The organism is Paenarthrobacter sp. NPDC089307 (assembly GCF_040685055.1).
Lineage (GTDB): Bacteria > Actinomycetota > Actinomycetes > Actinomycetales > Micrococcaceae > Arthrobacter.
The window spans coordinates 711458-725076 of sequence record NZ_JBFBHE010000002.1; the positions used below are offsets into that span (position 1 = coordinate 711458).

Annotated in this window: 15 protein-coding genes; 4 read left to right on the top strand and 11 right to left on the bottom strand. The window is 62.5% G+C overall.

Going from position 1 to position 13619, the window contains the following annotated elements:
• Window positions 1–37: 37 nt before the first annotated feature.
• From map to AB0N72_RS07160, 3 genes are all read left to right on the top strand, one after another.
• Window positions 38–814, top strand: a complete 777-nt coding sequence (gene map / locus AB0N72_RS07150) for a type I methionyl aminopeptidase (protein ID WP_363930269.1) — start codon at window positions 38–40, stop codon at window positions 812–814.
• A 196-nt stretch (window positions 815–1010) separates the two neighbouring features.
• Window positions 1011–1148: a hypothetical protein gene (locus tag AB0N72_RS07155; RefSeq protein WP_364081217.1), complete on the top strand. Its 138-nt coding sequence runs from the start codon at window positions 1011–1013 to the stop codon at window positions 1146–1148.
• Between the two features lie 92 nt (window positions 1149–1240).
• Window positions 1241–2779, top strand: a complete 1539-nt coding sequence (locus tag AB0N72_RS07160) for an APC family permease (protein ID WP_363930271.1) — start codon at window positions 1241–1243, stop codon at window positions 2777–2779.
• Window positions 2780–2871: 92 nt separating this feature from the next.
• On the opposite strand, the gene AB0N72_RS07165 is transcribed toward AB0N72_RS07160, so the two are convergent.
• The 11 genes from AB0N72_RS07165 to AB0N72_RS07215 all read right to left on the bottom strand — a co-directional run bounded on the left by AB0N72_RS07165 (window position 2872) and on the right by AB0N72_RS07215 (window position 12962).
• Window positions 2872–3417, bottom strand: coding sequence for a hypothetical protein (locus AB0N72_RS07165; protein WP_363930272.1), 546 nt, complete (start codon window positions 3415–3417; stop codon window positions 2872–2874).
• A gap of 215 nt (window positions 3418–3632) precedes the next feature.
• Complete coding sequence (locus tag AB0N72_RS07170) at window positions 3633–3935, bottom strand: DUF4193 domain-containing protein (protein WP_363930273.1); 303 nt, start codon at window positions 3933–3935, stop codon at window positions 3633–3635.
• 126 nt (window positions 3936–4061) lie between these two features.
• Complete coding sequence (locus AB0N72_RS07175) at window positions 4062–4268, bottom strand: hypothetical protein (protein ID WP_363930274.1); 207 nt, start codon at window positions 4266–4268, stop codon at window positions 4062–4064.
• Between the two features lie 92 nt (window positions 4269–4360).
• On the bottom strand, window positions 4361–5560 hold the full coding sequence (gene lhgO, locus AB0N72_RS07180; RefSeq protein ID WP_363930275.1) for an L-2-hydroxyglutarate oxidase: 1200 nt from the start codon (window positions 5558–5560) through the stop codon (window positions 4361–4363).
• A gap of 132 nt (window positions 5561–5692) precedes the next feature.
• Window positions 5693–6184, bottom strand: coding sequence for a DUF805 domain-containing protein (locus AB0N72_RS07185; protein WP_363930276.1), 492 nt, complete (start codon window positions 6182–6184; stop codon window positions 5693–5695).
• A gap of 292 nt (window positions 6185–6476) precedes the next feature.
• Window positions 6477–8027, bottom strand: a complete 1551-nt coding sequence (menE, locus tag AB0N72_RS07190; protein ID WP_363930277.1) for an o-succinylbenzoate--CoA ligase — start codon at window positions 8025–8027, stop codon at window positions 6477–6479.
• 11 nt (window positions 8028–8038) lie between these two features.
• Window positions 8039–9364 carry an MFS transporter gene (locus AB0N72_RS07195; RefSeq protein WP_363930278.1) on the bottom strand — a complete coding sequence of 442 codons (1326 nt, stop codon included), beginning with the start codon at window positions 9362–9364 and terminating at the stop codon, window positions 8039–8041.
• Window positions 9365–9400: 36 nt separating this feature from the next.
• Complete coding sequence (locus tag AB0N72_RS07200; protein ID WP_363930279.1) at window positions 9401–9856, bottom strand: MaoC family dehydratase; 456 nt, start codon at window positions 9854–9856, stop codon at window positions 9401–9403.
• Between the two features lie 31 nt (window positions 9857–9887).
• Entirely contained in the window at window positions 9888–11132 is a 1245-nt protein-coding gene (locus tag AB0N72_RS07205; protein WP_363930280.1) for an acyl-CoA dehydrogenase family protein, read from the bottom strand.
• A 1-nt stretch (window position 11133) separates the two neighbouring features.
• Window positions 11134–12021: an amidohydrolase family protein gene (locus AB0N72_RS07210; protein WP_363930282.1), complete on the bottom strand. Its 888-nt coding sequence runs from the start codon at window positions 12019–12021 to the stop codon at window positions 11134–11136.
• Window positions 12022–12023: 2 nt separating this feature from the next.
• Window positions 12024–12962, bottom strand: a complete 939-nt coding sequence (locus tag AB0N72_RS07215; protein ID WP_363930283.1) for an SDR family NAD(P)-dependent oxidoreductase — start codon at window positions 12960–12962, stop codon at window positions 12024–12026.
• Between the two features lie 139 nt (window positions 12963–13101).
• Between AB0N72_RS07215 and AB0N72_RS07220 the strand changes: the two genes are divergently transcribed.
• Complete coding sequence (locus tag AB0N72_RS07220) at window positions 13102–13560, top strand: MarR family transcriptional regulator (RefSeq protein ID WP_363930284.1); 459 nt, start codon at window positions 13102–13104, stop codon at window positions 13558–13560.
• The last annotated feature ends 59 nt before the right edge of the window (window positions 13561–13619 follow it).

A 13619-nucleotide genomic window follows, 5' to 3' on the forward strand; every position in this document is an offset into this window, starting at 1 on the left:
CGGGATAGTTATTGGCAACAGTCCCGAAAGGCTCCGCATGATTGAGATCCTCAGCACCAGCGAACTGGCACGCGCGAAAGCTGCAGGGGCCCTGGTGGCCAACATCCTGCACACCCTGAAGGGCCGTTGCACGGTTGGCACCAACCTGCTGGACATCGACAAGTGGGCCAAGGAGATGATCGTTGGAGCGGGCGCGGTCTCCTGCTACGTTGACTACGCCCCATCCTTCGGTCGCGGCCCCTTCGGCCATTACATCTGCACAGGCGTCAACGACGCCGTCCTCCACGGCCTGCCCCGGGACTACGCACTTGCCGACGGCGACCTGCTGACACTGGACCTCGCCGTTTCCCTGGAGGGAATCGCCGCCGACTCCGCCATCAGCTTCATCGTCGGCGACGCCAGGCCCATCGAGAGCGTGGCCATGATCGAAGCCACCGAACGCGCCTTGCGTGCCGGCATCGCCGCAGCCAGGCCCGGCGCCCGGATCGGCGACCTCTCCTACGCCATCGGCTCCGTCCTCAGGGACGCCGGCTATCCGGTCAACACCGAGTTCGGCGGCCACGGAATCGGATCAACCATGCACCAGGAGCCGCACGTGCCCAACATGGGACGGCCCGGACGCGGCTACAAGCTGCGCCCCGGACTGCTCCTTGCCTTGGAACCGTGGGTCATGGCCGACACGGCGCAGCTTGTCACCGATCCCGATGGCTGGACACTTCGCAGCGTGACCGGCTGCCGCACGGCCCATAGCGAGCACACCATCGCCATCACGCACGACGGAGCCGAAATTCTCACCCTGCCGACGCTGGCATAGCGGGCGGCGGCCCGCCGCGGTCTGCAGCGGCCGCCGAGGGCTGCCGCGCCTGCCGCGGCCTGCAGCAAATCCTCGACGGCGGCGACCCGTCACAAATGATCGCCATTCATTTCCCCCTTGCGCTCCGGCGTGACACGCGCCATACTAAATGAACGCTATTCATTTAGTGACAGTCGTCTCACTGGAGTACACCACCATGATTGAAACAACCCGCCTGGAAGCCCCAACTTCCCTGGCCCGCACCGAACCGACCACGCGGACGCCCCTGCGCGCCGCCGTCGTCCAGCATCGTTGCCTGGTATTCCCGCCCATGCCTGCACAGGCCGACGCGTAGTCAGTGTTGACGCACGCGAACTCTTCGCCCGCCAAAGCGGGATCGACTGCATCACGCAGCAGCAGCCTTCGGCCATCCAGAAAGGGCCCCTCATGAGCCAGACCATCCGACACAGCGGCACAGCCGTGGCAGAGTCGCACAACATCAGCGGCAAAGGACTGAAGACGGGGCAGTTGGGGCTCCTCGCCGTCGTCGTTCTTGGCATCTCAACCATCGCCCCGGCGTATACCCTCACGGGTGCGCTTGGGCCAACAGTCAACGAAGTCGGGCTGCAGCTGCCCGTAATTTTCCTGATCGGATTCATTCCGATGATCCTGGTCTCGCTGGCCTACAGGGAGCTCAACGCAGACTCCCCCGACAGCGGCACCACGTTCACCTGGGTCACCAAAGCATTCGGTCCGTGGGTTGGCTGGATGGGCGGCTGGGGTCTGCTGGCTGCCAACATCATCGTCCTTTCCAACCTGGCCGGCGTCGCAGTGGACTTCTTCTACCTGTTCCTTGCCCAGGCCACAGGCTCCCCTGAGTTGGCCGACCTCGCGTCGAACAAGCTGTTGAACGTAGCCACCTGTTTTGTCTTCGTGGCATTGGCCGTGTGGATCAGCTACCGCGGCCTGCACACCACCAAGATCGTGCAATACGGCCTGGTGGGGTTCCAGCTGTTGGTCCTGGGGCTTTTCGTTGCCATGGCGTTCGGCAACTGGTCCACATCCGAGACCGCGATTCCGTTCAGCTGGGATTGGTTCGACGTCACCAAGATCGAGACTTTCGGCCAGATCGCAGCCGGCATTTCGCTGTCGATTTTCGTCTACTGGGGCTGGGATGTCTGCCTCACCGTCAACGAGGAAACCGCCAACGGCAAGAAGACCGCAGGCGCCGCCGGTACCCTGACCGCCGTCATCGTCCTGGGCATCTACCTCGTGGTGACCATCGCCACCATGATGTTCGCCGGCGTCGGCGACACCGGAATCGGGCTGAACAACCCCGAGAACCACGCCAACGTCTTCACGGCACTCGCTTCACCGGTCATGGGGCCGTTCGCGATCCTCATGTCCCTGGCTGTGCTTTCCAGTTCCGCCGCTTCCCTGCAGTCCACGTTCACCTCGCCGTCGCGCAGCCTGCTCGCCATGGCGCACTACGGCGCCCTGCCGGAGCGCTTCAGCCACATGAGCAAGAAGTTCTCGACGCCGGGCTTCGCCACGGTTGCGGCCGGCGTCCTGTCCGCGGGCTTCTACGCAGTGATGCACGTGATCAGCGAAAACGTCCTCAATGACACCATCCTGGCTCTGGGTCTGATGATCTGCTTCTACTACGGACTCACGGCCATTGCCTGCGCCTGGTACTTCCGCAGCAGCGTGTTCTCCAGCGCACGCAACTTCTTCCTGCGGCTGGTCTGCCCGGTGGTGGGCGGGGTCGGGCTGTTCGTGGTGTTCCTGCAGACCGCCATGGACAGCTGGGATCCGGAATTCGGCAGTGGCTCGGAGATCTTTGGCGTGGGTCTCGTGTTCATCCTGGGCATCGGGATCCTGGCCTTGGGAGCTGTGGTCATGCTGCTCCAGGCACGCATGCGGCCCGGTTTCTTCCGTGGCGAGACCATCCGGAAGGACACCCCGGCCCTGGTGGTTCCCGAGTAGTTCAACGAAGACGCGGGAAAGCTGTCAGTTCATACGGAACTTCCGTACGAACTGGCAGCTTTCCTTCTTTCCGGGGCCTGGCGGCTGGAAGGTCACCAATGGTGGGCGACGTCCACCACAAGCCGCGAACCGCCGTCGGGTCCGTCCAAAGCGAAGACCCTGAACGGAAGCCGGGCACGTACACCCAGCCCAATGTTGGTGGTGCCTTCGAAACTGCCGGCGTAAACCACTTGGCGGAACGTCTGATACCCCGAAACGTTGGAGAGTTCAGCCTTGGCTGCCGGCAAATAAGTGGGCTCCCCCTGTTGGTTATAGGAAGGCGCAGTGACCATTACTTGAAGGTCCGCGTCGCCCAGAACCGGGATCGGGAAACCAGTGGGGTCCTGGACCACCACGGGAACGTATTGCACCGAATAACCCGCGACTTTACCGGTCATATCGATCACCAGGCGGTCAAAGCATGGCTGCTCCCCTGTGCGCACGCCAGTGACATTGGCCGAACTCATATCGGGATCGGCTTTGGCCAGCGAGCCCCAGCTAATACCGCAATACGATGCCGCCGAGGCTGGCCCCGGCACTGCCAGACCGAGCCCGGCAGCTGCGACAACAGCGGCCAAACCCGCTCCAAATTTCCTCATTTTTTGTGCCCCCTTCAGGCGAAGTTGATACTTCAACTGTAGGAGCGGCAAAGGGGGTTCAGGAGAGTTGTTGCCGCTTCGGCGCATAACTGTTAGGAGCGTTCCCGGCTGATTACGGGAGGGTTATTTCAGGCCGCTTGGAGTGCCGATTCCGGGCTGTCCAGGGCGGTATCTACCGCTTTTTCGTGACCGAAGATAACGTGATCTGCGCGTTATCAGCCTTCGCAGTCCTTGCAGTACTTGAGGCCGTTCTTTTCCAGCGCAATCTGGGACCGGTGCCGGACCAGGAAGCAGGATCCGCAGGTGAATTCGTCGGACTGTTCCGGGACCACAACGACAGTCAGTTCCTCGCCCGAAAGATCCGCACCGGGAAGGTCGATCCCTTCGGCAGTATCGACGTCCTCAACGTCGATGACAGCGGTCTGGGCACCGCCACCGCGGGATGCCTGGAGAGCCTCAAGCGATTCAGCGGGAGACTCTTCTTCTGTCTTGCGCGGGGCGTCGTAATCAGTAGCCATTGAGGGTTCGCTTTCGTTGCTGCATAGTGCCTCATCCGGCACCTCAGTGAAGCAGTTTAGGGCATACTACCCGGCATGAACGAATAGTGTGCTCAACGCAACACCGCGCAGCTTTTCGCGCGTTTCCTAAAGGGCTTTGGGCGTGCGTCCCGCGTGGAATTGGATGGCTTGGGCGCTCGCCACCGTAACGCCGCTCAAGGCTGGCAGCCAGGTCCAGTCCGCGGCCGGCTCCCCCTCCTCGGCGCCAACGCAATCAAGGACATATGCTGCCTCGATCCAGCGCCCGAAAGCCTGCCCAATGCGGGTTGCCGATGCGGCCAATGATGTGATCATGGGCCAAAGCTACCCGCCCCGGATGAGGGCGCCGTTTCCGGATAATCACCAGCTTGTTAACTCCCGCCGGCTGGGTGGATCAACCGAGCCTGCTATCCGGCCAGCGCCTGCTCCACGATGTACTCCGCGATCGCCATGGACGAAGTAGCCCCGGGCGACGGCGCGTTCCGCACCAAAACGGTGTCCCGGCGTCGTGTGATGACGAAGTCGTCCACCAGCGATCCATCACGATTCATGGCCTGGGCGCGGACGCCGCGGGTGCCGGGAAGGACGGTGGCACCCTCCAGCGACGGCACAAACCGTACCGCTTCGCGGATGAAGTTCTTCCGGCTCAGCACGGTCTGGAATTCGCGGACCGCCGAGGGCACATTCTGCCGCGCGAAATTCCAAAAGCCCGGAAAGAGGGCGTAATCCAGGACATCGCGGACCTGGACGTCCTTCCATCCATAAGATTCCCGGCCAAAGGAAATGAAAGCGTTGGGGCCGAGCATCATTTCTCCGTCGATGCGCTTGGTGAGGTGCACGCCGAGGAAGGGATGCTTGGGATCCGGGACGGGGTAGATGAGGCCTTTCACCTGCGTGCGGGCTTCAGCGCCCAGCAGGAAGTACTGGCCGAAAAAGGGCACGATCCTCGGCGTGGACGGCTCGCCCGTGGCCTTGGCCAGCCGATCCGACTGCAGGCCGGCGCAAGCCACCACGAGGTCGAAGTGTTCGCTGCCGTCCTTCGTGTGAACCACCACGCCGCTCGCTTGCTGTTCCAGCGAAGTGACCTCCCGCCCAAGGTGGATGGTCCCGCCCGAGCCGCGGACGTCGTCGGCGAGCGCTTTAGTGATGGCCGCATAGTCTACGATCGCCGTTTCCGGCGAGTGCAACGCAGAAAGCCCGACGGCGTTCGGCTCCACTTCGCGTATTTGGTCGCCGCGCAGCATCCGTGCGCCTGGGACACCATTGGCCGTGGCGCGGGCAAAGATGTTGTCCAGGCGTTTTTGCTCGTCCGGTGTCTGCGCAATAACGAGCTTTCCGCAGGCTTCGTACGGAAGGGACTTATCGGCACAGAATTCCTGCAGCAGTTCCACTCCCCTGCGGCAGAGCCTTGCCTTCAGCCCGCCGGGTTCGTAGTAGAGGCCTGCGTGGACTACCCCGGAGTTGTGGCCTGTCTGGTGCGCTGCGAGGCGGTCTTCCTTCTCGTAGATGGTGACCTGGACGCCGTCGAGCTTATTGGCAAGTTCCCGCGCGACCGCGACGCCGATAATCCCGCCGCCAACTACGGCGCACCGTTTGATGGATCCCATGGCTGGCACTCCTCGTCATCGGGGTCGGTCCGCGTCAGTGAAAGCATGTCACGGAGCGGTTGCCGCCGCACCCAGGGCACGCAAAAGGGACGGCACGCCAGGTGCCGCCCCTTTTGCTTGATGCGTTATCTACTATGCAGTCGGCTGGTCAAAGCGCTGGCCGGCCGGGTTGGACGGCAGCAATGCGAAGACCAGGATGGCGAGGCCGCCCACGAACGGGATAAGTCCCAGCAGGGCAAGCCAGCCGCTGAAGTTGCCGTCGTGCAGACGACGAACCAGCAGCGCAATGGAGGGAACGAGGACAGCCAGGTAGAACACACCCAGCAGGATGAAGCCCACTGCGGCACCCGGGCCGGGAACGGCCGTTCCGTTGGCCGAAACAGTCGCTCCTGCACTGCCCAAAATGCCAGTGAGGATCTGCAGGATGAGGCCGATGACACCCAATGCGAGGGCGACCCACCAGTATTCGCTGCGGCTGGCGCGGCCCGAGAAAGCAGCGTATTTCTTGAAGAAGCGCTGGATTGCTGCGCCGATCGGGGCGCCGTAGTAGGGAGCCCACAGCGGCGGTTCGCCGGCCTGTGCGCCATATGGCTGGGTCTGTTGCGGCTGTTGCGGGTAGCTCATTGGTATATCCCCCGGGGTTCGTTGTGACAAATGCGTACTCAGAGAAGAGTCGTGCCAATCGTAATGCCCCGGACGCCATTTAGGCAGTTCGATGGACAAAGTTAACCCGGATTTAGCCCATTGACGGATTATTTCGCCGCCAAACCCTCACTCACCAACCACCCCCATCAGCCAAACCCTCACTCACCAACCACCCCCATCACCCGGGACCTGAGCGAGCGTTGGGCCCAAACCGATGGGATGTGAATGAGCGTCCAGCCCAAGCACCCGGGACGTGAGCGAGGGTTGGGTGTTACTGGGCGTAGTGCTTCCGGAGATCGGTCTTCCTGATCTTGCCGCTGGCAGTGCGCGGCATCTCCTCCACGAACACCACGGATTTGGGAATCTTGTACCGGGCAAGCCGGCCGTCCAAATGCGAGCGCAGCTGCTCCTCCGTCAGGGCCGCGCCCTTCCTTAAGGTGACTATGGCGCGGGGAACCTCGCCCCATTTCTCGTCGCTCACGCCGATCACAGCCACGCTGCCCACGGCCGGGAGCTCCGCAATGGCTGCCTCCACCTCGGCGGGATAGATGTTTTCCCCGCCTGAGATGATCATGTCCTTGAGCCGGTCCGAGACAAACAGAAAACCTTGCTCGTCAATTGAGCCCATGTCGCCGGAGCGGAACCACACCGAGTCCGCGTAACTCGCGACAGTGGCCTCGGGACGGTTCCAATATTCCTTGATGACATTTGGCCCGGAAATCTGGATCTCCCCCACTTCTCCCGCGCCGACCACCCCGCCGAACGGATCCACGATCCTTACATCAGTAAAGAAATGCGGCAATCCTGCGGACCCTGCCTTCTCCTTGGACGCGGAGATCGGAAGCATGGTGGCTCCTGGCGCCGTTTCGGTCATGCCGTAGCAGGTGGTGAAGCCGATGCCGCGGGCTTCATAGGCATCCAGCACACGTCGCGGGACTGCTGAACCGCCACAGGTGAGCTTGTCCAGGGACTCAAGGTCCGCCGCCGGCCACTGCGGATGGTCGCAAAGCATCTGGAATGTGGTGGGGACGCCGCTAAGGGTAGTGACTTTGTGCAGTCCTACCAACTCCAGGACGCGTCCGGCGTCGAACTTGGATTCGAGGACCACGGTGGCGCCTTTGAGCAGCATCGGCAACAAGCCCATGTCCAGGGATGCCACATGGAACAGCGGTGAAATCATGAGGGCCACATCGTTCCGGCTGAGGTCCATGTCCACCACGGTGTTGATGCAGTTCCAGGTGATGTTCCCATGCGTAAGCAGCGCGCCTTTCGGCTTGCCCGTGGTGCCGGAGGTGTAGAGGATCATGGCGCCGTCGTCCAGGGTCACCACGGTATCCGTCGGTGTGCTGTCCGCTGCGCCGATCACCTCGCCATAGTGTTCGACGCCGGATGGCGGCTTAATCCCGGAACTGCCAGGGTCGTCGTCGGGCACCACTACAAGCCGGTGGGCCACCGCGGTGTCTGCCACAGCGGCCGCCGCAACGGGTTCCAATGCTGCGGCACTGATCAGCAGCCGGGCGCCCGAGTCCTGCAGCTGGAACTGAAGTTCCGGGGCGGCCAGCCGCGTGTTCAACGGAACGAACAGTGCCCCGACAAGGCCGCAGGCAAAGAATGTCTCCACAAAGGCCGGATGGTTTTCGCCGAGGTAGGCTACGCGGTCGCCCTTGGTTACTCCCCTGGCCATAAGGGCATTGGCCAAGCGATCGGCCCGGTCGGCGAGCTCGAGGTAGCTCAGCTTCTGCCCGCCGTAAATTAGCGCCGTCTTGGCTCCGGACTTGCTTCGGCGGCGGTGCAGCCAGGATCCAACTCCGTTGTTGTCCATGGTGCGTACTCCTAACTGACCGTGGAGAGGTCGTTGTTCTTAGACTCCCGCGTCAGCAGGATGAAGACAATTGACACCAGCGACATGGCGGAAAGGAAGACCACCACAGGAAGGATGGTTTGACCGGAATCCTTGTACAGCCCGGCGACGATGCCCGGGGTGAAGCCCGCGCCGATAAGGGTTGCAAGCTGGTAGCCGACGGCCGCCCCCGTGTAACGGTTGGTGGTGCCGAACTGCTCTGACACGAATGCTGCCAAGGGGCCGTAGAGGGACGAGTGCAGGATGAGTGCCACGGTGAAGGCCAGGAAGACGAGCGCGATGTTGCCTGAGCTGAGCATCCCGAACATGGGAAACAGGTAAAGAATGAACAGCGCCAGGCCGGTGACCATCACAGGGCGACGGCCAAACCGGTCGGACAACCTGCCACCCAGGAGCACGAACAGGATGGAGATGGCCGAAGCCCCGGCGAAAGCGTAGAGCACGCCCTGTTGCGGAGCGCCCTTGGAAACGGCGTAGGTGACGGAAAAGGTGGGCAGCACCACCTGCAGGCCAAATCCGGCGGCTCCGGCAAACATGATCATGATGAGCGCTTTGGGACGCTTCAGCACTTCCAGCAAGGGAAACTTGCGTTTGCTTCCCTGGGCGCTTTCCTTGGCCACGGCTTCGGCGAAGATCGGACTTTCGGAGACCCGCAGCCTGACGAACATGCCCACGATCAGCAGGACAAAGGACAGCAGGAACGGCACCCGCCACCCCCATGCCAGGAAGGCGTCCTGCGGCAGGGCGGAGAAGATACCCATCACCACGGTGCCCAGCACAGCGCCGGTGGGCGCGCCTGCGTTCACGAACGACGCCGCGAAGCCGCGCCTCTTGGGGTCGGAATGTTCCAGCGCCATCAGTGCGGCGCCACCCCATTCACCCCCGACGGCGATGCCCTGGCAGACCCGCAGGACCACCAGAAGCACGGCTCCCCAAGGACCAATCACGCTGGATTCCGGGATCAGGCCGATCAAGGTGGACGCGATGCCCATCATGGCCATGGAGATGATCAACATTCCCTTGCGGCCAATCCGGTCCCCGAAATGACCGAAGATGATGCCACCTAGCGGCCGTGCAACGTAGCCGGCGGCAAACGTTGCGTAGGCGGCTACAACGCCCACCCACTCGTCTGTTCCGGCGAAGAACACTTTGGGAAAGGCAACCGCTGCCGCCGTTGCGTACAGCAGGAAGTCGTAGAACTCAATGGTGCTGCCCAGGTAGCTGGACAAGATGACCGTGCGCGCTTCCTTGCGCTTTTCGGCCGTGCTCGACGATGCGAGTGCGGTGTGTCCTGACATGGCGGTTCCTTGGGAGAGGAGGGAAGGGACGTGGGTTTACTTGTAGAAACGGGCGAGGAACTCAGCAACGACTGCGGGACGTTCCTGGCCTTCGATCTCGATGGTGGCGTTGACCTTGATCTGGGCGCCGCCCTTGACCTCGGTAACCTCGGCGATGCTGCCCTGCATGCGGACCTTCGAGCCCACCTTGACCGGTGAAGTGAAACGTACTTTGTCCAGCCCGTAGTTGACCTTGGTGGTGACGCCGTTGACGTCGAACAGTTCGCCCCAGAACGGAATGATCAGGGACAGAGTGAGGAAGCCGTGCGCGATCGGGGCCCCGAAAGGACCATCCTTGGCGCGTTCCGGGTCCGTATGGATCCACTGCTGATCGTCCGTGGCATCGGCGAACAGGTTGATCTGCTCCTGGGTGATCTCGCGGTAGTCAGTTGTGCCGAGGTCCTTGCCGGACATGGTGAGCAGGGTGTCGAAATCGACGACGAGATTGGGCATCGTTGCCTCCTGGTTGTGGTTTTGCTGGTGGTTAGTGGGTGAAGGCACTGTGGCCGGTGAGGGCGCGGCCGACGATCAAGGCGTTGATCTCGTGCGTGCCTTCGTATGAATAGACGGCTTCGGCGTCGGCATGGAAACGCGCGACGTCGGCGGCGAGCGTAATACCGTTGCCGCCTGCCACTTCGCGTGCCAAAGCGACGGTTTCGCGCATCATCAGGCTGGTCTGCATTTTGGCCAGTGCCGAGTCCTGGTCCCGGTAGATCCCGTGGCCTTGTTGTTCGGTCAGCCGGACCACCAGGGAAAGGGACGCCGTGACGTTGCCGAGCATGCGCGCCAGCTTCTCCTGGACCAGCTGGAACGATCCCAGCGAACGGCCGAACTGCTGACGCCCTTTGACGTAGGCCAGCGCGGCTTCGAAGGCGCCGGCCTGGACGCCTGTCGCGATCCACGCGACGTCCGAGCGCATCGCCCTCAGCATCGCTGCGACGTCCTTGAACGAGTTCACGTTGTGCAGGCGCCGGGCCTCGGGAACCCGTACGTTGTCCAATGCGATGTGGGCGTTTTGCATCATGCGAAGGGAGGCCTTGCCATGGATCTTCTCCAGGGCGACCCCGGGAGCGGTTCGGTCGACGAGAAATCCCTTGACCTGCCCGTCCGCGATGTCCCTGGCGAACACGCACAACACATCTGCCGTGGAGGCGCCGCCGATCCACCGCTTGGCGCCGTCCAGTACCCAGGAACCGGAGCCCGTGCCGCCGCCGGCTCCCGGTTCGAAGCGTGCGGTGGTGGCCAGGCCACGGGCGATGTCCGAGCCGTGCTCAGGCTCAGTCAGGGAGAAGACGCCCTTGAGCGAGAAATCGATCACGCGGGGCATCCATTCGCGCTGCTGTTCTCCCGAGGCCCCCACACGGATTGCCGTCCGGAAGAGGCCAGCCTGGGCGGTGTACCAAGTGGCTAGGGATGCATCTGACCGGGCAAGCTCAAAGATCCTGAATCCGTGAAAAATTTCCCGGGCCGGAGCATCGAATGGTTCCATCAGGTCAAGATCGATGAGCGGTTGTGCCAGTTGTTCCGGAAACTCGCCGCGCTCCCAGTAATCGGCCAGGATTGGTTTGGCTTCGGCGTCCAGGAAGTCCCGCAGCCGGGCCAAAACTTCGCGCTCGCCATGGCTGAGGAGTGCTTCGGCGTCGTACCAATCCGCCGCCGGGTAAAGCCGGGCACCCGCCTCGGATAGCGAGGCACCCAGGCCGATGTCCGTCGTCGTGCTTGTGGTCATCTCAACCGCCCAAGCCCAGCAGGCGGACGGCGTTGTCCTTGAGGATCTTCGGGCGGACCTCGTCCTTCAACGGCAGGTCCGCAAAGGCGCCAAGCCACTTCTGCGGCGTGATCAGCGGGAAGTCCGTGCCAAACAGCACTTTGTCCTGCAGCACACTGTTGGACAGACGAACCAGCGATTCCGGGAAGTACTTGGGCGACCAGCCGGAGAGGTCGATGAACACGTTGGACTTGTGGGTCGCGATCGAGTTCGCCTCGTCCTGCCACGGAACCGAGGGGTGGGCCATGATGATCTGCAGGCCCGGAAAATCAGCGGCGACCGCGTCCAGCAACAGCGGGTTGGAGTAGGCCAGCTTGATGCCGTATCCACCGGGCAGGCCCGCACCCATCCCGTTCTGGCCGGTGTGGAAAATACAGGGCAGTCCGAGCTCCTGCAGCGTCTCCCAGAGTGGGTAGAAAGTCTCGTTGGACGGATCAAAGCCCTGAAGTGACGGGTGGAACTTGAATCCCCGGGCGCCCAACTCAACAGCCTGGTGCTTGGCTCCGGCGATCGCGTCCTCCCCCGTTCGCGGGTCAACGCTGCCAAAGGGAATCAGGACGTCATTGTTCCGCGCCGCACCCTCGATCAGTTCCGGGATGCTGTTGGGTTCGTGTTTCAGTTGCGTCCGGGCGTCGACGGTAAATACGACGGCGGCCATGTTCAGTTCGCGGTAGATCTCCGCGATCCTGTCCAGCGATGGGGTCCTGTCCTCGGTCTTGAAGTATTTCGCCGAGGCCTCTGTGAGGGTGTCCGGAAGAGAGCCGTGCCCGCAACTGTCCACTTCCAGGTGGACGTGCATGTCGATCGCGTCCAAGGCAGCAGCATCGATGCCCAATTCATACCGCGCCATGCTCAACGTGCCTGTGCCGGTTCCGGCTGGAGCTCTTCGGGCAGGGGCAGGAATTCCTCGCCGTATCCCTGCAAAGCATCCTCGCCGAACAGTGTGCCGGCGTTCTCCTGCAGGGCCTCGTAGCTCCAGCCACCGTCGCGGTATTCGGTGGTCGCCGCCGTCGGGTGCGTCCAGACCTGCAGGCGGTCACCGCCGGCACCGATCGCCTGACCTGTTATTCCGGAAGCCGCGTCAGAGGCGAGGAACGCTATCAAGCCGGCGACGTCGTCGGCCGTTCCAAACCCGAGGGCGTGGCGGAAGAAACGCGGCATCGCCTCGCCCCGTTCATCGGCCTCCACAGCTTTTTGGAAATACGGGACCGTCTTGGTCATCGCTGTGGCAGCCACCGGAATCACGGAGTTAACCGTCACTCCGGCCTTCTTCATTTCCAGCGCCCACGTCCGGACCATGCCCACAATCCCGGCCTTTGCCGCCGCATAATTGGTCTGCCCGAAGTTGCCGCGCTGGCCGGTTGGCGAGCCGATGGTGATGATCCGGCCGGCGATGTTGTTTTCCTTGAAGTAGGCGAAGGCTTCGCGGACACAGGTGAAAGTTCCGCGGAGGTGGACGTTGATGACGAGGTCGAAGTCTTCGTCGGTCATCTTCAGCAGGCTCTTATCCCGGAGGATGCCTGCGTTCGTGACCAGGATGTCCAGGCGCCCGAAGGCCTCAACAGCGCCCGCGACCAGTGCCTTGGCAGCGTCAGTCGTACCCACCGGAACCACGACGGCGGTTGCCTGGCCGCCGTCGGCCTCAATCTGTGCGACGGCTTCCGCAGCCGTCGCGGCGTTCACGTCATTAATAACGACGGCGGCGCCTTGGCGGGCGAGCTCCCTCGCGTAGGCGAGTCCAAGGCCCTGTCCACTTCCGGTGACGATTGCAACCTTGCCGTTCAAGCTCATGGCGTGCTCCTTCGCATGCAGTAACCGGCAGGAGCCGGTGGGCCGATCCCACTGCGTTCGTGAGATCCTTGTCAGGATCAATGAGAATACGGATCATTGAAAAAGTCAACGATTGTTTTTCATTACTATTGGAGTTGTCATGAGCCAGCCAAGCACCGAACTGGAAACCCCGCGCCTTGCTGCGGCCAAAATCGGCAGCGACGTGGGGCTGCTCCTGGCCAAGCTGCATGCCACAGGCTCACTCCTGAACAACAAGGCTTTGGCGGACTACGGGCTCCGGGAGCGATCCTTCTCCGTGCTGACGCTGGCCTGTAGCGGACTGGAACCCACCCAACGCGAGCTTGCCGATTTCCTCAGCCTGGACCCCAGCCAAGTGGTCAGCCTGGTTGACGACCTTGAGCACCGGGGCCTGGTAAAAAGGGCTCAGGGCAAGCAGGACCGGCGTGCGAAGATCATCGTCTCCACCTCTGAGGGCCGACGGATCCACAACAAGGCGCGGGCAGCGCTCGAGGTGTGCGAGCAGACACAGCTGGCAGCACTGAACGACGATGAGAACGCGCAACTGAGGACGCTGCTCAAGAAGGCGCTGTGGGGGTAGCTTTCTAACGGGGCTTCATCGAGATGCGGAGTTAATGCTCATGAATCAGAGCATTAAGT